This is a genomic window from Lyticum sinuosum, assembly GCF_034471385.1.
Taxonomy (GTDB): domain Bacteria; phylum Pseudomonadota; class Alphaproteobacteria; order Rickettsiales; family Midichloriaceae; genus Lyticum; species Lyticum sinuosum.
The window spans coordinates 96,645-123,329 of record NZ_JARGYU010000002.1 but is presented as its reverse complement, the minus strand read 5'-3'; the positions used below and the strand labels follow the sequence as shown (position 1 = coordinate 123,329).

Below are 26,685 nucleotides of genomic sequence, written 5' to 3'. Positions count from 1 at the left end.
TTAAATAAGAGAAGAAATTAATATGCTGCGAATTTAGTATGTTTTAGCGTTAATTTACTGATTAAAAATTTATAAAATACATGTAAAATAACATGTAAAATAAACAAAGATACAACTAAAAGATTGTAAATTTTTAAAAAAATAGTAAGTAGTATGAATATGCTAATGCTATATACTGGTGCCGTCAGCGGGAATCGAATCCGCGACCTTTTCATTACCAATGAAATGCACTACCACTGTGCTATGACGGCTATATTTATTTATATAGTAAGTTATATAATATGTAATAACATATTAATTGATAAATAATATATAAAACAATAATATATAAGCATTATAATATATAAATACACAAATTATCCTTGTCAACATTATTTCTGTAAGTAGAATCGAATAATATATAAAATTAATAAGACAATTATTATATAAGTATTTTATAGAAATTTATCTATTTTAAAAACATTATTTAATTTTACTTAAAATTTATGAATATAAATAATATATTCAGTATTTTTTTTATTATTTTAATTTTAAATTCTTGCTCAAAGAATAATAGTTATAATAGTAATAATATTAATATTAACACAAATTTAAAGAAAAATTCTTTAAAAAAAAATTCTATAATTTATTCAGAAGTAATTTTGAAAGATATTGTAAATCTTGATAATGTTAAATTTGATCAACCTAAAATTGATGAACAAGCATATATAATGAAATATCATGCTTATAATATAGTAAATAAAATCAATGATTTTATTTTATTCAAAAATAATGAAAATAATGTAAATATTAATTTATATACAAACATAATACCATTACATTTATATATTTCATATAAATATACGAGAAAAAATGTTGGTATTCAAATTGATTCTTCTGCTAAATTAATTCGCACTAATTTATGGATTAAATATATTTTGTGTTCGAATAATATATCAAATATATCAAATATTAATAATAATTATAAAAAAATAAATCAGGAAATATATAAAGATGGTATTTATGATAGAAATAATGATAATAAATGTTTAATTATATATTCTGGTGAAATATATGAAGATAACGGATTTCGTACATCCGATTCTCTTTATGGTTTCTATGGTGCATATAAAAATATTGAAGAGATATTAGCTATTAAAGCATTAAAGAGTTTAGAAATAAATATTATAAAATTTCTCATAACTCAATAAACATAAAATAAATAAGCATAAAATTATTAATATATAAGTTTTTTAGTAATTTTTTTAGTAATATTAACTATTTCACTTAATGATCTCGCAACTTCTATTCCAGCATCTTGCATTGCATTAATTTTAGCTTCCGCAGTCTCATTAATATTAGATATAATTGCTCCTGCATGTCCCATTCTCTTACCATGTGGTGCTGAAATTCCTGCGATAAAACCAACAATTGGTTTTTTTTTCTTTAAATTTTTATACATTTTAGCTGCTTCTATTTCTAATTCACCACCTATTTCACCAATCATTATTATAATATCTGTGTTTTCATCTTCAATGAAAAGTTGAATTACATCTGAGAAATTAATGCCAGATATTGGATCACCACCTATACCAATACAGGTTGATTGACCAATATTAGATTTTGTTAATTGATATGATGTTTCATAAGCTAAAGTTCCAGAACAAGACACAATTCCTATTTTTCCCATTTTATATATATTACTAGGCATTATCCCTATTTTACATACTCCTGGTACAATAATACCTGGAGAATTTGGACCTATGAGTATAGATGAGCTATTTTTTAGAACTTGCTTTACTATAAGCATATCATGTATAGGAATACCTTCAGTTATACAAATAATAAGATCAATCTGTGCATCTATTGCTTCTAATATTGCCTCAGCAGCTGTTAAAGGAGGAACATAAATTACACTCGCATTAGCTTTTGTTATTTTTTTTGCTTCAATAACAGTATTAAATACTGGAAGATTAAGATGATTTGTACCACCCTTTCCAGGTGTTACACCTCCCACTATTTTAGTTCCATAATCTATATCACATTTTGAGTGAAATGTTCCATGATGCCCAGTAAAACCTTGACATATGACTTTTGTATACTTATCTATTAGAATTCCCATAATTATATTATTATTATACTAATTCATATAATATTTATTTTTTATTAAAGTTAAAACTTTAATACTTATAATTAATTATAAATTTGTTGAAGTTAAGTTTGTTAAAGTTAAGTTTGTTGAAGTTAAATTTGTTAAAGTTAAATTTGTTGAAGTTAAATTTGTTGAAGTTAAAACTTTTATACTTGTAATTAATTATAAATTTGTTTATAAAACTAAATATTGAATAATTTATAATAAACTAAATTAAATTATAAAATTATATCAAATTTATAAGATACATCAAATGAATTATTCTATGATGAATATTATTTAAATATAGTAAAATTTAGTTTATTAAAAAACTATCTTGCACAATTAATAAATTTTGTTTAAAATTAGATGAAGTTATTTTATAATATCATCTTTATTTAAGTCAAAAGTTGCAAAAAATAATAGATAATTATTCCAAGGCATTTACATGTCTTTATAAAGATAGAGAAATTTCAACAACGATATTAAATGAACTTGATCAAGTATATCAAGCTTTTATTAGAGTTGGTGATTCTAGTTATGTTTTTTTAAATCCTGAATCTCCTATGATACTCTTGAAGAAAATAGTGAGTACCATAAAAAAATCTTGGGAAAATCATGGTTTCTTTTTATCAAGAGAAGCACAAGTCTTTATATCTATTTTGATTAGAAATAGAAATCTTAATCTTCTTGGTGCAATTATATCAAAAGTAAGAGAAATCCATAACTTACAAGATGGTTTTGTACTTTTTAGTGTAGAATCAGCATATGAAATATCTGAAGATTATAAAAATTCTATAGTAAAAATAATGGAGAAAAAATATCCGAATAATAAAATACTAACAACTTTTAAAATAAATAAAAAGTTGATAAGTGGAATTTTATTTAGAATGAATGATAAAGTTTTAGATTTATCTTTATCATCTAGATTATCTAAACTCAAAAAAGAATTTTGTAATTAATATATAGAATTTTATATTTTATTGTTTATTATATTCATTGATATAGGTATTTAATTTAATTGATAAAAAACTATATATTATACAAATTATACAACTTAATTTAATATTTTATTCCCACTAAAATTAATTATTTATTTTTTATAAATACTTTTATATTTATTAAAGGTATTATGTGATTTAGTGCTTGGCTAATCCAACCTTTAAAATAAAAAATATATTATTTATTATTATAATACTAAAATTTTAACTTTAACAATTTATGATGATAGTATTATAAGTTAATTAAGAAAAAAATTAGAAAAAATTTATGAATCCTACAGAATTAGCAAATATAATAAAAAATGAGATAAATTCATTTATAATGACTGATAAAGCAACTTTAGAAAATGAAGGTGTTGTTATCAAAGTTGCAGATGGTATTGCAAGAGTTTACGGATTAAATAGTATTAAAATTAATGCTGTTGTTGAGTTTGATTGTCCATCCAAAACAAGAGGATTAGTGCTAAATTTAGAAAAAAATAGCATTGGTGTTGTTATAATAGGTAGTGATTCAAGCATCAAAGAAGGAGATAAAGTGAGATACATCGCTGATAATCCAGAAGTATACTGTGGAAAACCATTATTAGGAAGAGTTGTAGATGGAATAGGAAGACCAATAGATGGACTTGATCCTATAACAGCAAATACTAAAAATATTGTTATTAGATCAATTGAATCTCCAGCACCTGATATAATATCTCGTCGTTCAATTCATGAGCCAATGTATACTGGTATAAAAGCTATTGATAGTCTTATCCCAGTTGGGAAAGGACAAAGAGAATTGATTATAGGAGATCGTCAAACAGGAAAAACTTCTGTTGCAATAAGTGCAGTATTAAATCAGAAAAAGATAAATGAAAAAGCTAAAATTCCATATGAAAAAATATATTGTATTTATGTATGTATTGGGCAAAAAATGTCATCTGTTGCTAAATTAGTCAAAAAATTAACAGAAGAAGGTGCAATGGAATACACAACAGTTGTTGTAGCAAGTGCATCAGATCCAGCTCCTATGCAATTCTTGGCTCCATATACAGGATGTACTATAGGAGAGTATTTTCGTGATAATGGAATGCATTCTTTAGTTATTTATGATGATTTAAGTAAACATGCAGTAGCATATCGTCAAATGTCTTTGCTTTTAAGAAGACCACCTGGACGCGAAGCATATCCTGGAGATATATTCTTTATTCATTCAAGATTACTTGAGAGAGCAGCAAAAATGTCTGATGATAAAGGTGGTGGATCATTAACAGCACTGCCTATTATTGAGACTAGCGCTGGAGATGTTTCTGCTTATATACCAACAAATGTTATATCAATAACTGATGGTCAGATATTTCTTGAAACTGAGCTCTTTAATAAAGGTATAAGACCTGCTATAAATATAGGTATATCAGTTAGTAGAGTAAGTTCTGCTGCACAAGATAAAGCTATAAAACAAGTTTCAGGAGGGATAAAGTTAGATCTTGCTCAATATCGTGAGATGGAGTCGTTTTCTCAAATGGCTTCCGATCTTGATATATCAACACAAAATTTATTACAAAGGGGTCGTAGATTGACAGAATTATTAAAACAAGATGATAATGAAACATTTACAATGGAGGAAGAAGTAATAGCATTGTTTATTGGTATAAAAGGATATTTAGAAAAAATTGATATAGATAATGTTCTATCATTTGTTGGGTATATTATGAAAGAAATACGAGAGCATTCTCAGGATATATTAGATGAAATATATGATAAAAAAGCAATTTCTAAAGAAATTGAAGATAAATTACATCAATTTATAGAAAATCGCTTAGAATTATATAATCCAGTTGTTGCATAATAAAAACTAATAATATTAAAGATATTAAAGAAAATAATATTTATATTTGAATTTTTATAGTTAATGATAAAGTTAATGATAAATAATAAAAAATTATGAGTTTAAGAGCAATTAAAACTCGAATAAAAAGTATTGAATCTTCAAAAAAAATAACTGATGCTATGCAGTTTATTTCAGCTGCTAGGGCAAAGCAATTACAGAAGATATATACTAAATCAATTGATCATATGAATAAAGTTCATGAAATCATTAGCTCAATTGATGAAAGTGAATTTGAAAATTGTCGTTCTTTTAATAAATTTTCTGATTTATATAAAGATGCGAAAATGCTTCGTTCTGATGATCAGTTATCTTTAAATGATATTCCTTTAACATTTCATAAAAGAAAATTTGTAGTTGATAAAAGTGGTACTAAAAACAAGAGGCATCTAATTATTGTGATATCAGGAGATCGTGGGCTTTGTGGTCAATATAATTCTCTTCCTATAAAAAAATCACAAATATTATCTGCTGATATACATAATTCTACTGATAGTGTTAATCATGAAATAGATTATATTACTATAGGATCTAAGGCAAATGATGCAATTCAAAATATGATAAAATTGGGTTGTATAAGAGATAGCCATATCTGTTCATGTTTTTTAGATAAAAATATAAATTTTGAAAGTATAAGAAAAGCTATTATTTTGCCTATTTTTCATGAAATGACAGTATGTGATTATGAAGATTGCTCTATAGTTTATAACCATAATGAATCAGTGTCTAAGCAAAGATTAGAAGTTTGTTCTATATGGCCTGTCACAAAATTTATAAAAAATGAAAAATCTACTTATAATATAAAAAAAAGTGATAAATATTTGTATTTTGATCCTGAGCCAGTCAAAATTTTATCTAATCTTATTCTAAATTACATAGAAGCTAAAATTTATCAAATTTTAGTTAATGCTAAACTTGCAGAACATAATGCACGTATGATAGCTATGGATAATGCTAGGCGAAACTCAGAAAAAGCAATCAATAAATTAAAGAATTATTATAATAATGCTAGACAAGAAAGTATAACTAAAGAGATTTCAGAAATAGTGAGTGGTAGTGAATCTTCACTTGAACAATAATAAAATTTACTGATATAATTTGTATTTTTTAAGAATTTTTCAAGATTCTATTTATATATCTAAGTTTTTATTATTTTATTATAATATTTTATAATATTTATATTTTTATATACGTTTTTATGTATATGTTTATATATTTTTATATATATCATTTTCATCATGATTTATTATTATAATCTTCAAAGAATTTTTCATATTTATTTTCTACACCATCATATTCCTTAGCATTAGGCATAGGATCTATTTTCTTTGTAATTTTAGGCCATTCTTTAGCATATTTTCTATTGATTTCTAACCATTTTTGAAGGTCTGGTTCGTTATTATCAGGTTTTATTGCTCCAATAGGGCATTCTGGTTCACAAACTCCGCAATCAATGCATTCATCTGGATTAATTACTAACATATTAGGACCTTCATAAAAACAGTCAACAGGACATATTTCAACACAATCTGTATATTTACAACGTATACAATCTTCTGTAATTACATAAGTCATAGAAATTTTATCATCATTAGATTATTAATTATCTTATATAAGATTATCATACTATATTGTTATAATACATATTTTATAGTACAATTCTCGATTGTTTATTTGATTTTTATCTAAAAATCAATATATTTATAAGTGTATTAATTGATAATGATTGATATAAAAATTAATTTTAAAATTTAAAATGCGTATTTATTTTTGTTATATCAATATAACATTTTATATACTAATTTTAGTATGTATACTTTTTCCTATTATATTTAGTGGATGTGCCGTAATTGCACCATTTACTGTAGCTGGAACGGGAGCTGCTCTATCTGATGAAAGATCGATAGGAATGCAGGTAGATGATAAAGTAATTTTAGCAAGAATTAAAAATGCTCAAGCTGAATCAAAAATTCCTGGAATTTGGTCGAATATTGAGATATTAGTTGTAGAAGGTAGAGTTTTAATGGTAGGGTGTTTAGAAAAAGAAGATTATGTGGACGAAGCTAATCGGATTAGTTGGAGTATAAAAGGAGTAAAAGAAGTAATAAATGAAATTGTAATAGATGAAATTAGTTTTAGTCAAAGAGCACAAGATAGTTTTATAGCGAATCAAATAAGAGCTAAAATGCTTGTTGAGAAAGATTTTCTATCAAGTAATTATAGTGTTTCTGTATTTAAAAACACCGCCTATTTAATAGGTTTATCTCAAAATAAACAGGAAAGTAATAAAGCTATATTATTAACAAAAGAAATTAATGGAGTTAATAAGATAGTAAACCATATTATTTTACGTGATGATCCAAGACGTTGGTATAGAGTCTAGAATAAAATAAAAATAATAAAAATATATCTTAATGATAATAATTTAACTATTACATTTGTATTTATATTGATGTATTTTTATAATATATTGTATAATAATAGATTATATATTTTATAAGCTTATAAATTATATAAGAACTGACACAACTGGTTTTTTTAAAATTTTATAGTATTTTATTTTTATTTATAATTTTTTTATATAAAAAATTTTTAATAAGTAATTTTGATATATATTTAATAAATATGAGATATATTTTATAGCCTCTTATTTGAGCATTTAATAATATAATCAGTATATAATAAAATAATAAAGTAAATCTTAGTAAGAATATTGGCAGATTGTTGTCATATAATGAATAAAATTCTATTTAAAATAAATAATTAATTCACATAATTAATAGTTTAAATAATATAATATGAATGAGTTTAAAAATAAGAGTATAATTAGATTTCCAATAAGTAAATCAGGTTATATTAAAATGCAAACTGAGTTAGATAATCTTATTAGCAAGGATAGACATGAGATTATCAATGCTATTGCAGAGGCACGTGCACATGGAGATTTATCTGAAAATGCCGAGTATCATGCTGCTAAAGAAAAACAAGCACTAATTGAAAATAAAATTGCTGATCTCACTGATAAGCTTAATAGAGCAGAAATAATAGATTTATCTAATATAGAAAAAGATAAAATTCAATTTGGTGCAACTGTAAAAATGATAGATTATGAAAATAACAGAGAGGTTAAATATACAATAGTTAGTGATTATGAAGCAGATATAAAACAAGGATTAATATCTGTTTATTCGCCAGTATCTAAAGCTCTTATGGGAAAAAAAATAGGGGATGAAGTTGAAGTTGAGACTCCAAAAGGATTTCGATATTATGAAATTTTATCTGTAGATTATATATAATTAAAATTAAAAATATTATTTACAGTTTTTTTATTTTTATTCTATTATTTGAAATAGATTTTAGTTCTTTATTGAATATATTAAACTTTATGTAAAAATAAGATGCTAATCATTTAGCAATACTAAAAAAAAATTGCACTTAAGTTTTATTAGAAGTATACTTATAGTTGTATAAAACCCTGCAATATACTAATAAATCATATCAATAGTATATTCTTTATTATCAATTATAAGTTATGCTTAATGTAGTTATAGTTGCTGCTTCAAGAACAGCAATAGGTAGATTTAATGGTGGATTATCAACAGTTCCAGCTCCTCACATGAGTAGTGAATTGATAAAAAATATATTAGCAACAACTAAAATCAATCCCTCTGATATTAATGAAGTTATTATAGGACAAGCACTTCAAGCAGGTTGTGGTCAAAACACAGCTCGTCAAGCTCTAATAAATGCTGGAATCCCAGATAAAATTCCAGCGTTTACAATTAATAAAGTTTGTGGTTCTGGAATGAAAGCAGTTGTACAAGCTGTAACAAAAATTGTTTTTGATAAAAATATCTATGAAAAAGATAATATCATTATTGCTGGTGGACATGAAAATATGTCAAAATCTCCACATTTAATTCATTTACGAGATGGGTATAAAATGGGAGATACTCCTTTATATGATTCTATGATTAAAGATGGTCTTAGTGATGCATTTAATTTAAAACATATGGGAATCACAGCAGAAAATTTAGCACAAAAATATAAAATTACTAGAGAAGAACAAGATGAATTTGCTATTATATCTCAACAAAAAGCTTTAGATTCTACTAATAAAGGTATGTTTTCATCTGAGATGATTTCTATTTTTGTTAAAAATAAAAAAGATACATTAAACTTTAATATTGATGAATCAATTCAATATAATACTAATATTGAAAAATTATCTAGTTTAAGACCTGTATTTCTAGCAGATGGAACAGTAACAGCTGGAAATTCTTCATCTATAAATGATGGCGCTGCTATGTTATTATTAATGAGTAGTGATAAAGCAAAATCGTTGAATCTCCCGATATTAGCAACAATAAAAAGTTTTGCAGCAGAAGGAGTAGATCCTAACATAATGGGTATTGGACCAGTACCAGCAACAAAAAAAGCATTAGAGCTTGCTAAATGGGATATAAATAGTTTAGATCTTATAGAATCTAATGAAGCATTCGCAGTACAAGCAATTGCAGTAAATAAAGAATTAGGATGGAATCAAAATCGTGTTAATGTAAATGGAGGAGCAATAGCATTAGGACATCCAATTGGAGCATCAGGAGCAAGGATAATTGTTACTTTAGTACATTCTTTAATAAGAAGAGGTGGAGGTCGTGGATTAGCAACACTTTGTATAGGAGGAGGAATGGGTATTGCTGTTTGTATTGAAGTAAATTAAATAGTAATAATATTGATAATTATATTACCATAAATTTTATAATTTTCAGTATTTTTATACTGTTTTTATATTGTGATATTACTCTTTTAGAAAATATAATAATTTAGTTATTTTTTATCTAAAATACCTTTTTTCCACTCATATATTAAAGCTAATGCTAAAATAAATATAAATTTACTATAATTATAATTTTTAGTATTTTTATACTGTTTTTATATTGTAATATTACTCTTTTAGAAAATATAATAATTTAATTTAGTTATATAATAATTTAGTTATTTTTTATCTAAAATACCTTTTTTCCACTCATATATTAAAGCTAATGCTAAAATAAATATAAATGAAATCCCACTATAAAATGCAGTATTACTCATTTTTTTTACAGTAAGAGCCCATGGAACTAAAAATATAATTTCAATATCAAAAATTAAAAATAATATCGCAAAAAAATAAAATCTAATATTAGATGAATTTTTATTGTTTCCAACTTGATTAAAACCACACTCATAGCTAGAATTCTTAGCTTTATAAGGATTTCTTTTTTTGATAAAGAATGGAAGAGATAACATTATACATGCTAAAATCAACGATATTATTAAAAATAGGAATAATGATGAGTAATTATATATAAATTGTGTATTGCTTTGCATTATAATATTTTTAATATAAAAGTTAATAAATATATATTATTTATTTTATACATTTTTTTTATATATAAAATATATTTTGTTAATATAATTATTCATACAATTATTATTCATATAATTATTCATACAATTATCAAGTTAACCTCACATCTAAAATAATTAACCTCTTCTACTTGAATTACTACTTATACATCATATATGATTAAATGTGGCCATATTATGTATTATTGTTGATACTGATGTTTTATATTTGTTACTTTAAAATTTTTATTATGATAGAATTCAGATTGTCATAATAAATATCACTCAATTTATATTGCATATGAATATATATAACATTAACATTAATAAATTTATAAAGAAAAAAATCCAATATATTTTTTTAGCATCAGTATTGGTCTTTATATTCAGTTCTTGTAGCGGTCCAAAAGATATATCAGAAGATGACCTTAAAAGTCCGTGTGTAACACATAGATCATCTTTAGGAGGTGATTTGCATGATCCTTGTGAAAGGCGTTCTCCTCAAGAAAATAGATATTTTGTTTAAAAGATTATTAAAAAGATTATTAAAAAAATTATTAAAATTTTTAATTTTAAATTATATTGTTTTTTTTAGTAGAATTCTTGGATCTTACTATGCTATTTAAATAAAATGCTAATGTTAAATTTAATAAATAATTAAATGATGATATATACTTTAAGTTTTTATTTATAAAATAAAATATAGATCTTTATTTCTTTAAATTTTTACAATTATTAAATTTTATATTAATAAATTAACATAACAATAAATAAATAATTAAATTAAAAAAAATATGCCAATACAAAAAACTTTATCAATAATAAAACCAGATGCTGTAGCTAGAAATCTTATAGGTATTATCAATCATGAATTTGAGTCAAGAGGACTCAAAATAATTGCTCAAAAAATGATAAAAATTAGTATTGAACAGGCAAGTATGTTTTATTATATACATAAAGATCGTCCATTCTTTAATGAACTTATACATAACATATCTTCTGGACCAGTAGTTGTTCAAGTACTAGAAGGTGAAAATGGAATTTTAAAGAATAGAGAAATAATGGGTGCAACTGATCCGAAAAATGCTGAAGATTGGACAATTAGAGCAAAATATGCAAAAAGTATAGATGAGAATTCTGTTCATGGTTCAGATTCTGAAGAATCTGCTAAAAATGAAATATCATTTTTCTTTTCTGATATTGAGATATATAATAGATAAAATAATTAATAATAATAAATCAATTAATAAATTAATATAAAAAAACAGTATTTTATAAAAAAATCATCAAATTTATATTATATATAAAATAATTAATAATAATAAATCAATTAATAAATTAATATAAAAAACAGTATTTTATAAAAAAATCATCAAATTCATATTATATATAAAATAATTAATAATAATAAATCAATTAATAAATTAATAAATTAATATAAAAAACAGTATTTTATAAAAAAATCATCAAATTTATATTATATATATAAAATAATTAATAATAATAAATCAATTAATAAATTTTATTTTTATGAAAATTATTATATCTGGAAAAAACATAGATATTGGGGTCTCATTAAGAGAACATATAAATAATTCAATATTAAAACTCTCTGAACAACATTTAGCAAGTGCAAACATTAGTGGAGCTGTTTCTATTGAAAAAGATAAAAAGAAAAATACTTATTTTGTAGCAATATTAGTAAATGTAAATGATCATAGTAAAGTTGTTATAAGAGGTAATAATACTAATATAGATCCTTACCATGCTTTTGATGAAGCTATGATAAAAATGATAAAACAATTAAAAAAACATAAAGAAAGAATTCAATGTCATAGAAGAATTCATAATCATGATTTGATGTCAATTGATATTAAAAAATATGTTGTTAATTCAGGATATTTTGATGATGAAGAGGATATAGATGATGATATAGATGATGAGAAAGATCAATATGATGAGAAAGACCAATATGATGAAAAAGAAGAAAAAAGTAAATCTTTAGTTATATCAGAAGAAAATATTAAGATGTCTAAACTTACTCTTCATGATGCAATTATGAGAATGGATCTTCTAAATGTTCCTGCTTTTGTTTTTATTAACAAATTTAATTCACATATTTCAGTCATTTATTATCGTAAAGATGGAAATGTATCTTGTATAGATACCCAGACTTCTATAGAATCTCCTGACGAAAGTTATACATAATAAACTATTTATCTACTAAATAAGTTATTTTATTATAATATTTGAATTTTATTATAGTATTTATAATATAATTAGCATTAATATATAAAATATTAAGATACTCAGACTTCTATAGAATCTCCTGACGAAAGTTATACATAATAAACTATTTATCTACTAAATAAGTCATTTTATTATAATATTTGAATTTTATTATAGCATTTATAATATAATTAGCATTAATATATAAAATATTAAGATACTCAGACTTCTATAGAATCTCCTGACGAAAGTTATACATAATAAACTGTTTATCTACTAAATAAGTTATTTTATTATAATATTTGAATTTTATTATAATATTTGAATTTTATTATAATATTTATAATATATTATAACTTAATTATAGATTTTATGTCTTAATGTATTTGTTATAGCAGAATTTGCTTCTTTACTACTTTGATCAGCATCTTCTGATATTGTTTTCATGTGATCTACAACATCTTTAGTATCATATGCTACTTTATAAGATTTAATTGGTCCATTTATTTTTATAGATATTGATCTATTTGGTGTATAATCATTAGTTAACATAAAATAATAATTACTTATTCCACTTATTGCAGAATTAGGAATACTATAATTAGCTGCAAAAATAGATACAGCTCTATTATTTGTTGCTTTAGCATTTGTTATAGATACCAAACCATCTTTAATATCTATATTAGCGTTCATATCATCAAAAAATGAAGTACCTTCAGAGATTGCTTTATTGAATTCATCAAGTTTTTTATCAAAATTTCCATGTGAGGTATCTATAATATCAATAGCTTTACTTATATCTAATCCATTCCAAGCTATATTTTTACCTAAAAACGATAATTTACCATTCATATTTTTTTTTAATTCCATCGAATTATTGCCAGAAGTTGTAAAATCTCCACCTATACTAGCATATCCATCTATTTTATCTAATCCTGTTGTAATATATAAAAAATTCTTTGGATTAAAATTACTTATATTAAAAATAACATAAGAACTTGGAATTATTTCATATAATATTATTCTAGCTTTTAAATCTATTTCACCGTCATCAAATATTTTACCACGAAATTGATTCACATTTAATACACCACCATTTAAAGATGAAGTCATTTTATAATCAGATATTTCAACTTTATCACTAAATATTATTTTACTGGCATTCATATCAATATCTAAATCATAATGTGAACTAGAAAATTTATTTATTTTATTATCACTATCTTTATGTAAATAAAGAAAATTTCTAAGATATGAATCATTATTAGCAGTAGTTAAAAACTGTTTATTACTTGGAAAATTTGAAATTATTTTACGTAAATCAAGATAATCAAAGTAACTTTTAATTTTAAAGCTGGGTTTAAATTTATCTAATTCTATTTTAAAATATAAGTTTCCTTTTAAATTATTAGAATTAAGTTTAGTTATAAAGCCAAAATTTCCTTTACTAATAGATGTATTAAAATAGAATTGATTAAAGATTTCATTTTTTATAATCGCATTATCTGCTTTGAACTCTAAATTCCATTCCGATTTCATAGAACGGAACAAATTATAATTTTCTGTAAGCTCATAATAAATATTACCAGTTCTATCTGGATCAGCAATATAACTTATAAGTAGAATTCTATCTAAAAAATTACTTACATGAAATTTATCAAAATTTATATAATTTAAATAAATTTTATTATCTAATTTATTTTTATCATTAGATCTTTTCATATTAGTAGATGATATGAAACGAATATCATTTCCTAATAATCCTTTAGCTTTTATTATTGCACTACCAGAAGTTATAAAAATATCTGATTGAATAATAAGCTTGTTATCAAATAAATTATTTAAAGAGATATTATTTGTTACTTGAGGAGATGTAATTATTGGTTTTATGATGTTTTTATTAGAATTATTCTGATTTTTTGCTTCATTTAGTTTTTCTTCAAAGGATACAATTCCATTATTTTTAATAAAAATACTTTCTAAAAATAACCCAGCAGTATCAGTTTTTAGTTTCAAAATCCCATTCAACTTTAATATTCCATTTTCTTTTTTTATAACAGTTTTCAGATTAATATCTGAATTTTTTTTAATTTTTACTTGAAATTTATTACAAATAGAAATATTGTTTACATTTCCTAATCTAATTATTATAGAATCTATTTTTCCACCAATATGCTTAATATTTTCAATATCAAAATTTAAAATACTATTTATATTTTCAAGTGGATCAAAAAGAAATTTATTTGCAATATCTTCAATAACTTTTATAAAAATAATCCATATATTAGAACTATCACTACTTTTTCTTTCTATTTTTAATAAATCTACTTCTTTTGCCGAAAGATATCCACCGAATGATCGTTTATTATTTTGCTTTGTTATTGTTATCTCACCATCCAAATCTTGAATTGGTCCAGTTGATATAAAATTATCAATTTTACCATCACCATTTTTATCAATTAAAGTTGAGAAACTAATGCTAATATTTTGATTATTAAGTGGACTTTTATTTAATAATTCAATTGTATTTTCATTAAATTTTTTATTTATGATTTTATTTATAAATTTGTTAAATAATTCAAAATCGTTTAATTTAAAAAGTGTATCCACTTTTAATGGTATAATTTTGCTAATTTCTCCTAAATATCCATCAATACGCAATTCTGCACCAGGAAGTATATTTAGTAAATTTAATAAATATTTTTTATCACTATTATCATTAATTTTTACTAAAGTACCTTCAATTATAGCCTGCATATCTTGATAATTAAATATACCTTTTATATAATTTTCTTTATTAGGATTTTTATTTATTAAAAAAAATAATAATTGACATTTCCTTATAAGGGGAAATTTTTGAGATCTTAAATAAAAATGATTAAGTGATATTTTTTGAAAAATATCATTTTTATTATTAAGAAATTTTTGATTGAATATTAAATTCAGATGATCTAAATCTATAAGACCATTTTCAGCTTCAATATCACCAATCGAACTATCGACATTCTTTAATATATAACTAAAAGATAAAGGTATAATAATTTTTTTAGCATTTATAATTTGCTTTTTTCCATCTCTTATATCAACACTGTATAATATAATTGACGGATGTGGTAACCACTTAGTTATAATAGGTCCATTGATTTCAACATCAAAACCATAATTATATTTAATTTTATTTATAATGTTTTTTTTATGATCACTACTATTAAGTAAATAATCTATACCTAGTACTATGCCGAGCAGAGATACTGCAGCTACTAACAAAGTAAAAACTATAATCTTGATCTTTGTTGCAGTCTTGATTTGCACAGAATATTTTTACAATATATTGATTATATTTTTATAGATAATTATCAATAATAAAGATCTAATAAAATTAATATGACTATTTATTTATTTTAATATTATATTATGAAATGGTCAATATCATGAATATCTTTTTCTAAACCATAAAACTATTTAAATAGCATATACAAATGCATATGAAAAAAAATAATAAAAAAAAAATATCATATAATTATAATAATAAATTATTAGCCAAAAAAATTCCTCATCAATTTTCAATACATAATGAAAATATAATAGATAATTATTATTGGATGAGAGATGAAAAATGGCCTCAAAAAGTTGATAATCCTGATATAATAGAACATATCATAGAAGAAAATAATAATGCAAAAAAAATACTTTCTAAATTAAATCGAATTACAAATGAAATTTATACTGAAATATTAGAGCGTATTCCGATTGAATATAAAAGTTGCCCAATTATCCATAACGATTATGCCTATTATAGCATATCATGGAGAGATAAAAATTATTCAAGATATGTTAGATACCCTATTGAAAATCCTGATACCGAAGAAGTATTATTGGATTTAAATGATATGAGCGAAGGATATGAGTATTTTTCTGTACCTGGATATGAAATTAGCTATAATAATAACTTATTAGCATATTTTTTAGATGTAACAGGAGAAGAAAAATTCACAATATATATTAAAGATATTAAAACCAATACTATTGTAGATAGTACTGTAGATTCAGCTTTTTATGGAATAATATGGGATAAAGCGAATGAAGGCTTTTTTTATATTGAAGCTGCTGAAGATTGGAGGCAAAAAAAAATATTTTATCATAAAATTGGAAGTAGTATTGAAGATGATATAATGCTTTATGAAGAAAAAGATAATACTTATAGTGTTGATATATATGAAACTGACAATGATGATTATATTGTTCTTCATATTCAAAGCGCGGATTGTACAGAAATTAGAATTTTAGATAAATTACCAGAATCTGATACATATAATTGGTTAAAAAGTTCAAATTGGTATAAAATTTTAGATAGAAATAAAGGATATAGATGCTCTATATCACAAGATGATGAGTATTTTTACCTTACTATTGATGATCTTGGTAAAAATTTCAGATTGATCTCAATTCCTATCGAATCAGTATTCCCAAAAGAATTATCTTCAAAAATTCTAGAAGAAGATTTTAATTATACTAAAATTTGTTATGAAGAAATTTCTCACCATAATGAAAAATATTTATCTGATATTTTAGTATTTAAAAATTATATAGTTATAATGTACCAAACCAATGGATTAAAAGAACTATCAATATATAAGAAAGTATATAAAAAAGATCAAATAGATAGTGAAATTAAAGATATTCAGATAAATAATTTGAAAAAAAGAGAATTATTAAGAAAAATAATTTTTATAGATAATATTACTATGTCTGATCCATGCTATGATTTAGATATAATGGATACTCCATATGATTCTGATGTATTACGTTATATTTATAGCTCATTAAGGTGTCCATCTAGGATTTATGAATATAATTTTATAAGTAAAGAAATAAATATTATTGAAGAATATCCTATGCCAGAAAATTTTCAAGAAGATAATTATGTTATTCAGAGAATATGGGCTGATAGTAGAGATGGATTTTCTAAAATACCGATTTCATTAATATTTCATAAATATAAAGTAAAAAATTATAATATAAATCAATTTTATAAAAATAAAGAAGATATTAAATCTCTTCCTCTATTATTATATGGTTATGGTTCTTATGGAATAGGAATTGATTGTAGTTTTAGAAATAGTATTATATCTTTGTTAGATAGAGGATTTATATATGCTATTGGTCATATTAGAGGTGGAGATGATTTAGGATTAGAATGGTATGAGCAAGCGAAAATGCTGAATAAAAAAAGAACTTTTAATGATTTTATAGATGTTTCTGAGACTCTTATAAATTTAGGATATACAAAACCAGGAGATATAGTAATACATGGTGGAAGTGCTGGTGGAATGTTAGTTGGTGTTTGTGTTAATGAAAAACCTGAACTTTATAGAGCTGTTATAGCAGAAGTTCCTTTTGTTGATGTTCTAAATACTATGTTAGACAGTAGTTTACCATTAACTCCTGGTGAGTATAAGGAATGGGGAAATCCAGAAGAAAATAAGGAATATTTTGAATATATCCAATCTTATTCTCCATATGATAATGTTAAAAATAACAAATATCCACATATGTTTGTTACAGCTGGAATTAATGACCCAAGAGTTGGATATTGGGAAGCTATGAAGTGGGTTGCAAAATTGCGTGAATTCAATAATAATACTAGTTCTATTATACTTTTAAAAACTGATATGGGAACTGGACATTCTGGAAAATCTGGTCGTATTGACGCTTATAAAGATATTGCGGAAAAATATGCATTTATAATAAAAAATTGTTTATAGTTGCTATAAAATTAAATTATATATTTATAATATAAATATTATTACAATAGTAATTGTTATTAAAATTTTACTGTAAAAATAATTCGTATTATTATTAATAATAATTAATATACGATATATTATTTAAAATCTAATATATATTTGCAATTAATTATATTTATTAAATCTATTTGATGAAAAAAAATTAAATATTTATTTGTAAATATGTATATTGTATATATATTTATATTATCACTTGTATAGATAATAATTCTGTATTTCAAATACAATTAATAGTAATAATTTTTTGTGATAAAAATTTTTAAGGAATGAATAATAATATTATTATAATAAAAATTAAAAATTATATTATATATACTTATTATTTGAATTATACCAACTTTAAGATAGTTTGACTTAATTTATAATATGGATTTTATAAAAAATTTAGAAAAAAATAAGATTTTAGCTTTAATAGTTTCAAGCTTTTTACTTATTATTATAGGAATAAGTGTTTTTTACACTATTTCAAATCCATCTATGGTACCTTTATATAATAATCTTTCTCCAGAAGATAGTAGTCCAGTATTATCACGTCTTCAAGCTATGGGAGTAAAATATGATATTAATGGTGATGGAAATCAGATAATGGTACCATTTGATCGAGCACTATCATTGAGAATGATATTAGCTCAAGAGGGATTACCTATGATACATTCACAAGATGGATATGAAATTTTTGATAAGTCTTCTAATGTATTTGGTTCATCACAGTTTATGAATAATGTTAATCTAACAAGAGCAATGGAGGGTGAAATTGCACGTACTATAAGTAGCCTTACACCAATAGAATCAGCTAGAGTACATATAGTATTACCAAAAAGAGACTTATTTAGTAAGATAGGTCCATCTCCTTCAGCATCAGTTGTTGTTAAAATTAAACCAGGTTATCAATTAAATAAAAAAAATATCAATGGTATAGCACATCTTATGGCAAGTGCAGTACCAGATCTTTTAATGAAAAATATAACAATTCTCGATCAAACTGGAAAAAAACTTCAATTAGAATTAAATGAAGAAGAAAAAGATAATATTAGTAAAGAGATGTTAGAATATCGAGAAAATATTGAAACAAAAATTCAAAATTCTATAGAATCTATTATTTCTAAATATGTTGGTGAAGATAAAGTAAAAGCTACTGTTAGTGCTAATATTAACTTTAATAAAGAAATGGTAAATATTGAAGATTTTAATCCAGATAGACAAGTTATTAGATCTAAAAAAAGCAATAACGAAGAAAATACAGAAAAAGATTCAGGTAAAAATGTAACTGTTGCTAATAATGTACCTAATTATAATCAATATTTAAATGAAAATGGAGATCCATCTAAAAAACATTCCTCATATAGTGATATAACAAATTTTGAAATATCAAGAACAGTTACAAATAAAGTTATGCAGTGGGGAAATATTAATAATCTATCTGTAGCTGTTATTGTTGATGGTTCTTATCAAAAAGATGAAAATGGAAATCAAGTATATAAACAAAGATCTGAAGAAGAAATGAAAAAACTATATGCTTTATCAGCTAAAGCTGCTGGAATTGATGAGAATCGTGGAGATACATTAGAGGTAATAAATTTACCTTTTGAACAAAAAATACAATCAGATATTGAAAATACAAATAAAAATATTATTGATGATAAAAAAACTTTTGCTAAAATTGTACTTATAGCATTTGCATTCTTAGTTTTAGGATTTGTAGGATTGCGCCCATGGATTCTTAAATTTATAAGAGGTAAGATGTTAGATATCAAACTAAATCAAATAAAGCAAAATACATTAAATGAAAATGATAATAATCAATATAATAACGACAAAAAAATTGATTTATCATCTATTCCTGATCAATTTTCTAGAAAAATTCTAACAAATAATAACAAATCAGATAATATGTCTAATATAGATAATAAAGCAGCAAATATAAATAGCATTAACACTGAAGAAAGAAATGGGAGTTTAAAAAATTTGGTAAAGCATTTAAATGATTCCGTTAAAAGTGATCAAAAAATTGCTATGAATGCAATATTATGGTTATTAAATAGTAATAACTCTGAAAAAGAGTAATATTTATTTGTTAAATGCATTTTTATATAGAAAATCTATTAAAATTATAAAAAATGTTATCAGAACAAAAAAAATCACTATCAGGACCTGAAAAAGTAGCTATTTTAATGCGTTTGTTAGATGAAGATTCATTAAATTCTATTTTGCCCAAATTTGATGAAAATGAAATTAAGCAAATTTCTAAAGCACTTATGTCATTAGGACAAGTTCCATCTGAAATTGTTGAAAATGTATTATTTGAATTTTTATGGAGAGTTAATGAGTCATTTAATGTTGTAGGAAATAAGAATTTAGTTCTTGATATGCTTCAAAAATCTTTAGGCTCTGAAAAAGCTAATAGAATTATAGATGAAGTTGAAAATCATAATAGAGTTAGCGTTTGGGATCATCTTGAAAAAATGAGTCGTCAAGATTTAATGATTTTTTTAAAAAAAGAACATCCTCAAACCATAGCAGCTATCTTATCTATTATATCCTCTCCTAAAGCGGCAGCAGTTCTTTCAGTAATGGACAAAGAATATTCATTTGAGATTGTCAAAAGAATTTTGAGTATGGAAAAACTATCATCACAATCTATAAAGCATCTCGAAAAAGCACTGCACAAACAATTTACGGAAAAATTTATTGTTGAACAAACAAGAACAAAAAGCAATATTCAAGTAATTGCCGATATATTGGATACATTAAATGCTAATGATAATAGTACAATAAATAGTGAGAATTTTTTAAATAAAATAGAAATTTATGATAAGAATGCAGCAGATAATATTAAAAAAATGATGTTCTCTTTTTCTGATATAGCAAAACTTGATTATCCATCTATTCAAACTATTCTTGCAAACTTGCAGAATAAAAATGATCTTATAATAGCTTTAAAAGGATCAAATGAAAATATTAGAAGAGTTTTTGCTAATGCTATGTCACAACGTGCTGCAAAACTTCTTTTAGAAGAAGTTACAACTTTAAGCAATACTAATGCTTCTGAAATAATGAGAGCACAAAGAACAATAACAGATCAAACAAAAAAATTACTCGATTCTGGTCATATTGTTTTAAAAGATAACATCTTAAAAGATAATAATTAATAATATATAAAATGAAATTTTATTTTTTTATTTTTGAATTGTAGATATGTCATCTTCTTCACAAAAATTTAGAAAACTTGATTTAAAAGATTTTTCTAAAAATTCTTACAAAGAAAATGATAAAAATTTTGAATTAATAAATAATTTACAGGATAAGTCTCTTGAGAAAAATACTGAAATTAATTCAAATAATAAAGGATCTATAAAAAATAATAATGAAAATTATTATAATTATAATCAAAAAATAGATAATATAGATTATACTAATTATATTAATTCATTAACTGAGTATAATATTTCAGAAAAATATTCTAATAATAAAATTATTACTGATAATGATTTTTATAATAATATTAGTGATAAAGTAATTCAAAAAAATAATAATTCTGAAATTTTGAATAAAAACATATCAGAAAATAATAATACTACATATAGTGGTCCTTATAGTAGATATTATAATCCAAATATTGCACCAACAGCATCTCTTATTAGTATATCATCAGCACAACTTCAAAGTATTATAAATAATGTTAATAATTTAAAAAATATTATCTCTATAAAAGAAAAATCCCAAAAAAAAGAAGTTGATCAAGTCGATGAAATTCATCAAAAAATATCGGATATATTATCAAAAATTGATCAAAAAATCGAAGAAATAAATGATATATTATCGAAAGAGCTTATTAATAATAAAAAAAATACATTGATTCTTGTAAAATCAATGGTACATAAAATAGTTGATAAAATATATAAATACATCCCAGAAAATATTATAGATGATTTTATAGAAGAAGAATTATCAACAAATATTAATTATTCTATATCTACTATTGAAGTAAACTCAAATATTGTTAATTCTCTTGTAAAATTAATTGGAGATAGTTTTAAAGAAAAAGGGATAAATCTAGTTGGTAGTCGTAAAATTGCACCTGGTGATTGTAAGATTATTTGGAATAATGGATATACTTTAAAAGATAAAAATATTATACTACAGAAATTGGATGAAATAATAAATCATTATATAGAACCTTGGTTTATAAAAAAAGATGACGATATATAACTCAACTCAATTCAAAGATTAAAAATAATTTTATTTATGATGATATTATTTCTATTAATTCCAGTATCTAATAAATATATATATTTATTGTAAAAAGCCCTTGCAGTAATTATCAAAAATTATTATTTTATAAAAATATAAATATATTACTAATTATTACATCTTATTATTTTGTCAAAATATAGAATACAATTAATTTTTATAATATGAATAAAAGTTAATTTTTAGTTAATTTTTAGTAAAAATAATAGTTTCTTAAAAAATCCTATTTAATTTTTAGAATTATATTTAAATAAATATATATAGTTATTAATATCATACTATGACATCAACAGATTTGAAAAATAAAAAAGAAAATTCTACAATTGATAAAACTGATAAAAAAGAAGGATCTTTCCCATTAAAAGCTGTTTATAATATTCCATTAGAAGTTAATATTGTATTAGGCAGTAGAAAAATGAGTGTTGCTCAAGTTCTTGATATAAAGCCTAATTCTATAATTGAATTGGATCGCAAAGAAAATGAGCCAGTTGAAATTCATATTAATGGAAGATGTGTAGCTTATGGTGAAGTTATTATTGTTGGAGATAAAATAGGTGTGACAATTACTTCAATTGTAATACCAGACAGCTCAGAATAAAACTCATAAATAAACAAAATAGAAACAAAATAGAAATAAAAATACAAAAGAGATTAAATATTAGAAAATATTAAAAAATCAAAGATTATGATGTGAATATGATAAAACTTTAAATTTAAAGGAATCTAAAGAAATATTATTAAAATTTGTAAAAATCTTTTGCAGTAATTATCTAGAATTATTTTATTATAAAGATATATTACTAATTGCTATATCTTATTATTATTTTATCAAAATGTAGAATAAAATTGATTTTTAGTAAAAATCTTATACAAAATTACATTTATTAAATAAATAAGTATAAAATTTAAAATTACTAATTTTTAAAACTACTAATTATCTACAAAACATTTTTTCTAAAAGAGGAGTATAAAGCTTAACATATGTTGGTCTCCCATGATTACATTGGCTTGTAAAATCATTATTTTCAATTTCTTGAATTAATGCTCGCATTTCTTCAACAGTTAATGCATTTCCTGCTTTAATACTAGAGTAGCAAGCAATTCTACCACAGATTTCATCTATTTTACTTAAAAGTATTTCTTCTGTTATTAAAGAATTTGATATAACTTTTTGAATAATATCTATTATTGCATCTTTAGCAGAAATAAATCCACCAAATATTGAAGGAATAGAATTTACTTCGATTTTTGATTCATAAATTTGAATATCTATACCAAATTTTTCAAAGAGATATTTATTCTCACGTATTATAAATAATTCATCTTTAGAAAAATCAATACCTTCTGATAAAATTATATCTGAAAAAAGAAGATTTTGTTTAGGTAAATTCATACCATTTTTTAAAGTTTTTTTCATATTTTCTAATACAATTCTTTCATGTGCAGCATGTTGATCGATAATAACTAGAGCATTTTCTATATGACAAATAGATATAATATATAAATTATTAATTTGACAAATTGGATCACCTAATTTTAGTATTTTATTACTATAAATAGGTCTATTTTCATTAAAATATGTATTATTATGATATTGTTTGTAATTATATAGATATTCATCATGTTTGTTTTTATCACAAAAAGAAAACTCTAATTCTTTTAATAAAAGTTTATTATTTTTTAATTTTATATAATTATTTAAATTATCTGAATCCTGACTTAAATCAATATTTTCATTATTAATATTATCTTTTGTAGTAATATTATTATATTCTGATAAAAATTCTGATAAAATGAGTGATTTATTCTTATTATTATCATTTATTCGGTTCAAAATACTATTATCTATAATATTTTCAATGAGAGTAATACTACTGCTAGAACGACGTAATGTATTCTTAATACTATTTATAATATCATTCTTCATTAATATTTCATTAGTAAATTTAACTTGTGTTTTATGAGGATGAATATTTACATCAATATTACTACTATCAGTTTCTATAAAAACAACACAGCTAGGAGTATATTTTTTCTCAATTAATCCATTATATGCTATTTTGATAGATGAATATATTTTTGGATCTTTAACAACTCTATTATTAACAAATGTTATAATTTTACCACGATTTGTACATCCAGTTGGATTGATAATATAACCTGAAATATTTAAATATTTACTATGACTTTCAATCTTTAAAGCATCATTCCAAAAATTTATTCCCATTACATATTCTATTCTTTTTGATATATCCGTATTTTCATGAATATTAATAACTATTTTATCATCAATTTTTAATTTGAATTTTATTTTATTGTTTATTAGAGTAAATTGATTAATTAATTCTATAATAGTAGCAATTTCATTATTCTTTGATGGTAAAAATCTTAATTTATTTGGGATTAAAGAAAAAAGATCTCTAACTATTACTGTTGTACCTTTTTTTTCACGATAACAAGAAAAAATTCTTATTTCTTTTTCTTCCTTTCCATTCACATCTAGTTCCCAAGCCAAATCTGAATCTGAATTCTTTGATATAATAGATACATTTGCACTACTTACAATAGATGCAAGAGCTTCTCCACGAAAGCCAAGAAATCGAATATCATTAATATTATCAGATGTTATTTTAGAAGTTGCATGACTTGTAATAGCAAGATGTAAATCTTCTTTATCAATTCCACCTCCATCATCTGAAACTTCTATTAGAGTTATACCAGCATTTTTAATAATAATATTAATTTCATCTGCACCAGAATCTATTGAATTTTCTACTAATTCTTTAACTACAGATGCAGGTCTTTCTATAACTTCACCTGCAGCAATTTTACTAATTGCAGATGGTGAAAGAAGTTGAATTTTTCTCATTTTTAATAAGTGAATAAGTATTATATATTATAAAATTATTTTTATTATTATCATTCATTATATTCATTAATTTATTATAATTATTTTATAAAATACAAATGATGTGATGTTTTATCAAAAATATTATAAAATTGACAGATACATTCTATTTCATATACTATAAATTCGTATTACATAAGCTTTATTATAAGCAGTTTTATTTTTTACTAATCAAATTATATCATCATGAGTCAAAGGCCTATTCTAATAGATAAGTTATTAAAAATATCTCAAAAAGCTGGGTCTGCAGTAGTAAGAGATTTTGGAGAATTAAGCTTATTATCAGTTGAAACAAAAGGATCATTTGATTTTGTAAGTAGTGCTGATAAACAATCAGAAAAGATAATAGCTTATGAATTACAACAATTTCGTCCAGAATATCATTTTTTACTTGAAGAAAGTGGATATATTCAAACAACATCTTGGGAAAAAGTCCAAAAAGATGGTTTTGTAAGACGTTGGGTAGTAGATCCAATTGATGGAACAACAAATTTTATTAGAGGAAATCCTAATTTTGTAATTTGCATATCATTAGAACATATTGCTATACCACCAAATATTACTAATGTTAATGAAATATCAAAATATGTTCAGAATCCTAAAGTTATTGCAAAAGTATTATCATCAATGATATATTATCCATCTTATCAAGAAGTTTTTTGGGCAGAAGATGGAATAGGCGCGTATCATATTGATCAATATGGACAACAAACAAGAATTAATGTTATGCCATGTAAAGAAATAAATGGTGCAGTTGTAAATACAATTTTACATAAAGAAAAAATTTCTGCTTTTGATTCAGTATTTAATTTTTTATCAGATCATTCAGTAAGATGGAGGATCTCAGGTAGCATAGCAAAAGATATTACATATTTATCAAGTGGAAAAAATGATTTAGTTATATTTGCTGAAAAGTTAAAAAGATGGGATTTATCTGCTGCTTACTTAATAGGAAGAGAAGCTGGTGTAAAAATTGTAGATTTGAATTTTAAAACTATTAATAATATATCTCAGATGGAAGATAATGGAATAATTGCAGGACATCCTACATTTATTAATAAACTTCTCTCAGCAATTAATACTAATAAAATAATATGAAGTATAAATATTGATATGTT

The 26,685-nt window shown here is 23.0% G+C and carries 22 protein-coding genes and 1 tRNA gene; 16 read left to right on the top strand and 7 right to left on the bottom strand.

All coding sequences use genetic code 11. The features are described 5' to 3' along the window. Nucleotides 1–176: 176 nt before the first annotated feature. A tRNA-Thr gene (locus tag Lyticum_RS02375) sits at nucleotides 177–251 on the bottom strand. A gap of 234 nt (nucleotides 252–485) precedes the next feature. Between Lyticum_RS02375 and Lyticum_RS02370 the strand changes: the two genes are divergently transcribed. Next, entirely contained in the window at nucleotides 486–1,190 is a 705-nt protein-coding gene (locus tag Lyticum_RS02370; RefSeq protein WP_322498737.1) for a hypothetical protein, read from the top strand. 26 nt (nucleotides 1,191–1,216) lie between these two features. Here the strand turns inward: Lyticum_RS02370 and sucD are convergent, their stop codons facing one another. Continuing rightward, nucleotides 1,217–2,101 carry a succinate--CoA ligase subunit alpha gene (gene sucD, locus Lyticum_RS02365; protein WP_322498736.1) on the bottom strand — a complete coding sequence of 295 codons (885 nt, stop codon included), beginning with the start codon at nucleotides 2,099–2,101 and terminating at the stop codon, nucleotides 1,217–1,219. A gap of 75 nt (nucleotides 2,102–2,176) precedes the next feature. Next, nucleotides 2,177–2,281: a pentapeptide repeat-containing protein gene (locus Lyticum_RS04165; protein ID WP_407659031.1), complete on the bottom strand. Its 105-nt coding sequence runs from the start codon at nucleotides 2,279–2,281 to the stop codon at nucleotides 2,177–2,179. A 239-nt stretch (nucleotides 2,282–2,520) separates the two neighbouring features. Between Lyticum_RS04165 and atpH the strand changes: the two genes are divergently transcribed. The 3 genes from atpH (at nucleotide 2,521) to Lyticum_RS02350 (ending at nucleotide 6,060) form a co-directional block, all read left to right on the top strand. Continuing rightward, nucleotides 2,521–3,072, top strand: coding sequence for an ATP synthase F1 subunit delta (atpH, locus tag Lyticum_RS02360; protein ID WP_322498735.1), 552 nt, complete (start codon nucleotides 2,521–2,523; stop codon nucleotides 3,070–3,072). A 307-nt stretch (nucleotides 3,073–3,379) separates the two neighbouring features. Next, the gene (atpA, locus tag Lyticum_RS02355) at nucleotides 3,380–4,942 is read left to right on the top strand and encodes a F0F1 ATP synthase subunit alpha (protein ID WP_322498734.1); all 1,563 of its coding nucleotides are present in this window, start codon (nucleotides 3,380–3,382) and stop codon (nucleotides 4,940–4,942) included. A gap of 95 nt (nucleotides 4,943–5,037) precedes the next feature. Further along, nucleotides 5,038–6,060 carry a F0F1 ATP synthase subunit gamma gene (locus Lyticum_RS02350; protein WP_322498733.1) on the top strand — a complete coding sequence of 341 codons (1,023 nt, stop codon included), beginning with the start codon at nucleotides 5,038–5,040 and terminating at the stop codon, nucleotides 6,058–6,060. Between the two features lie 157 nt (nucleotides 6,061–6,217). Here Lyticum_RS02350 and fdxA read toward each other — a convergent pair whose 3' ends face one another. Beyond that, nucleotides 6,218–6,556: a ferredoxin FdxA gene (gene fdxA, locus Lyticum_RS02345; RefSeq protein WP_322498732.1), complete on the bottom strand. Its 339-nt coding sequence runs from the start codon at nucleotides 6,554–6,556 to the stop codon at nucleotides 6,218–6,220. 181 nt (nucleotides 6,557–6,737) lie between these two features. Here fdxA and Lyticum_RS02340 point away from each other — a divergent pair, with 181 nt between their 5' ends. The 3 genes from Lyticum_RS02340 to Lyticum_RS02330 all read left to right on the top strand — a co-directional run bounded on the left by Lyticum_RS02340 (nucleotide 6,738) and on the right by Lyticum_RS02330 (nucleotide 9,704). Next, on the top strand, nucleotides 6,738–7,364 hold the full coding sequence (locus Lyticum_RS02340) for a BON domain-containing protein (protein WP_322498731.1): 627 nt from the start codon (nucleotides 6,738–6,740) through the stop codon (nucleotides 7,362–7,364). Nucleotides 7,365–7,779: 415 nt separating this feature from the next. After that, nucleotides 7,780–8,277, top strand: coding sequence for a transcription elongation factor GreA (gene greA, locus Lyticum_RS02335; RefSeq protein ID WP_322498730.1), 498 nt, complete (start codon nucleotides 7,780–7,782; stop codon nucleotides 8,275–8,277). 236 nt (nucleotides 8,278–8,513) lie between these two features. Then, nucleotides 8,514–9,704, top strand: coding sequence for an acetyl-CoA C-acetyltransferase (locus Lyticum_RS02330; RefSeq protein ID WP_322498729.1), 1,191 nt, complete (start codon nucleotides 8,514–8,516; stop codon nucleotides 9,702–9,704). Nucleotides 9,705–9,979: 275 nt separating this feature from the next. On the opposite strand, the gene Lyticum_RS02325 is transcribed toward Lyticum_RS02330, so the two are convergent. Then, a complete protein-coding gene (locus Lyticum_RS02325) occupies nucleotides 9,980–10,354 on the bottom strand; it encodes an NADH-quinone oxidoreductase subunit A (RefSeq protein WP_322498728.1) in 375 nt (124 codons plus the stop codon). Nucleotides 10,355–10,745: 391 nt separating this feature from the next. Here Lyticum_RS02325 and Lyticum_RS02320 point away from each other — a divergent pair, with 391 nt between their 5' ends. From Lyticum_RS02320 to hpf, 3 genes are all read left to right on the top strand, one after another. Beyond that, the gene (locus tag Lyticum_RS02320; RefSeq protein ID WP_322498727.1) at nucleotides 10,746–10,898 is read left to right on the top strand and encodes a hypothetical protein; all 153 of its coding nucleotides are present in this window, start codon (nucleotides 10,746–10,748) and stop codon (nucleotides 10,896–10,898) included. Nucleotides 10,899–11,166: 268 nt separating this feature from the next. Next, a complete protein-coding gene (gene ndk, locus Lyticum_RS02315) occupies nucleotides 11,167–11,592 on the top strand; it encodes a nucleoside-diphosphate kinase (RefSeq protein ID WP_322498726.1) in 426 nt (141 codons plus the stop codon). A gap of 310 nt (nucleotides 11,593–11,902) precedes the next feature. Continuing rightward, the gene (gene hpf / locus Lyticum_RS02310) at nucleotides 11,903–12,580 is read left to right on the top strand and encodes a ribosome hibernation-promoting factor, HPF/YfiA family (RefSeq protein WP_322498725.1); all 678 of its coding nucleotides are present in this window, start codon (nucleotides 11,903–11,905) and stop codon (nucleotides 12,578–12,580) included. A 378-nt stretch (nucleotides 12,581–12,958) separates the two neighbouring features. On the opposite strand, the gene Lyticum_RS02305 is transcribed toward hpf, so the two are convergent. Then, the gene (locus Lyticum_RS02305; protein ID WP_322498724.1) at nucleotides 12,959–15,913 is read right to left on the bottom strand and encodes an AsmA family protein; all 2,955 of its coding nucleotides are present in this window, start codon (nucleotides 15,911–15,913) and stop codon (nucleotides 12,959–12,961) included. Between the two features lie 173 nt (nucleotides 15,914–16,086). On the opposite strand from Lyticum_RS02305, the gene Lyticum_RS02300 reads away from it, so the two are divergent. From Lyticum_RS02300 to Lyticum_RS02280, 5 genes are all read left to right on the top strand, one after another. Beyond that, complete coding sequence (locus Lyticum_RS02300) at nucleotides 16,087–18,366, top strand: S9 family peptidase (RefSeq protein ID WP_322498723.1); 2,280 nt, start codon at nucleotides 16,087–16,089, stop codon at nucleotides 18,364–18,366. Between the two features lie 408 nt (nucleotides 18,367–18,774). Further along, nucleotides 18,775–20,472: a flagellar basal-body MS-ring/collar protein FliF gene (gene fliF, locus Lyticum_RS02295; protein ID WP_322498722.1), complete on the top strand. Its 1,698-nt coding sequence runs from the start codon at nucleotides 18,775–18,777 to the stop codon at nucleotides 20,470–20,472. Between the two features lie 53 nt (nucleotides 20,473–20,525). Continuing rightward, nucleotides 20,526–21,557 (top strand): flagellar motor switch protein FliG, encoded by a 1,032-nt coding sequence (locus Lyticum_RS02290; RefSeq protein WP_322498721.1) that lies wholly within the window; start codon nucleotides 20,526–20,528, stop codon nucleotides 21,555–21,557. A 46-nt stretch (nucleotides 21,558–21,603) separates the two neighbouring features. Next, nucleotides 21,604–22,617 carry a FliH/SctL family protein gene (locus tag Lyticum_RS02285; RefSeq protein WP_322498720.1) on the top strand — a complete coding sequence of 338 codons (1,014 nt, stop codon included), beginning with the start codon at nucleotides 21,604–21,606 and terminating at the stop codon, nucleotides 22,615–22,617. A gap of 322 nt (nucleotides 22,618–22,939) precedes the next feature. Then, nucleotides 22,940–23,257 (top strand): FliM/FliN family flagellar motor switch protein, encoded by a 318-nt coding sequence (locus Lyticum_RS02280; protein ID WP_322498719.1) that lies wholly within the window; start codon nucleotides 22,940–22,942, stop codon nucleotides 23,255–23,257. Between the two features lie 336 nt (nucleotides 23,258–23,593). On the opposite strand, the gene mutL is transcribed toward Lyticum_RS02280, so the two are convergent. Then, nucleotides 23,594–25,528, bottom strand: coding sequence for a DNA mismatch repair endonuclease MutL (gene mutL / locus Lyticum_RS02275; RefSeq protein WP_322498718.1), 1,935 nt, complete (start codon nucleotides 25,526–25,528; stop codon nucleotides 23,594–23,596). 225 nt (nucleotides 25,529–25,753) lie between these two features. On the opposite strand from mutL, the gene Lyticum_RS02270 reads away from it, so the two are divergent. Then, nucleotides 25,754–26,665 (top strand): inositol monophosphatase family protein, encoded by a 912-nt coding sequence (locus Lyticum_RS02270; RefSeq protein ID WP_322498717.1) that lies wholly within the window; start codon nucleotides 25,754–25,756, stop codon nucleotides 26,663–26,665. Nucleotides 26,666–26,685: the final 20 nt, after the last annotated feature.

Excerpts from the sequence above, each read along its gene's own strand:
- Lyticum_RS02280 (WP_322498719.1), top strand. The coding sequence starts at position 22,940 with ATGACATCAACAGATTTGAAAAATAAAAAAGAAAATTCTACAATTGAT.
- mutL (WP_322498718.1), bottom strand. The coding sequence starts at position 25,528 with ATGAGAAAAATTCAACTTCTTTCACCATCTGCAATTAGTAAAATTGCT.
- atpA (WP_322498734.1), top strand. The coding sequence starts at position 3,380 with ATGAATCCTACAGAATTAGCAAATATAATAAAAAATGAGATAAATTCA.
- sucD (WP_322498736.1), bottom strand. The coding sequence starts at position 2,101 with ATGGGAATTCTAATAGATAAGTATACAAAAGTCATATGTCAAGGTTTT.
- Lyticum_RS02325 (WP_322498728.1), bottom strand. The coding sequence starts at position 10,354 with ATGCAAAGCAATACACAATTTATATATAATTACTCATCATTATTCCTA.
- Lyticum_RS02330 (WP_322498729.1), top strand. The coding sequence starts at position 8,514 with ATGCTTAATGTAGTTATAGTTGCTGCTTCAAGAACAGCAATAGGTAGA.
- Lyticum_RS02270 (WP_322498717.1), top strand. The coding sequence starts at position 25,754 with ATGAGTCAAAGGCCTATTCTAATAGATAAGTTATTAAAAATATCTCAA.
- Lyticum_RS02300 (WP_322498723.1), top strand. The coding sequence starts at position 16,087 with ATGAAAAAAAATAATAAAAAAAAAATATCATATAATTATAATAATAAA.
- fliF (WP_322498722.1), top strand. The coding sequence starts at position 18,775 with ATGGATTTTATAAAAAATTTAGAAAAAAATAAGATTTTAGCTTTAATA.
- greA (WP_322498730.1), top strand. The coding sequence starts at position 7,780 with ATGAATGAGTTTAAAAATAAGAGTATAATTAGATTTCCAATAAGTAAA.
- hpf (WP_322498725.1), top strand. The coding sequence starts at position 11,903 with ATGAAAATTATTATATCTGGAAAAAACATAGATATTGGGGTCTCATTA.
- ndk (WP_322498726.1), top strand. The coding sequence starts at position 11,167 with ATGCCAATACAAAAAACTTTATCAATAATAAAACCAGATGCTGTAGCT.
- Lyticum_RS02285 (WP_322498720.1), top strand. The coding sequence starts at position 21,604 with ATGTCATCTTCTTCACAAAAATTTAGAAAACTTGATTTAAAAGATTTT.
- Lyticum_RS02340 (WP_322498731.1), top strand. The coding sequence starts at position 6,738 with ATGCGTATTTATTTTTGTTATATCAATATAACATTTTATATACTAATT.
- fdxA (WP_322498732.1), bottom strand. The coding sequence starts at position 6,556 with ATGACTTATGTAATTACAGAAGATTGTATACGTTGTAAATATACAGAT.
- Lyticum_RS02290 (WP_322498721.1), top strand. The coding sequence starts at position 20,526 with ATGTTATCAGAACAAAAAAAATCACTATCAGGACCTGAAAAAGTAGCT.
- Lyticum_RS02350 (WP_322498733.1), top strand. The coding sequence starts at position 5,038 with ATGAGTTTAAGAGCAATTAAAACTCGAATAAAAAGTATTGAATCTTCA.
- Lyticum_RS02370 (WP_322498737.1), top strand. The coding sequence starts at position 486 with ATGAATATAAATAATATATTCAGTATTTTTTTTATTATTTTAATTTTA.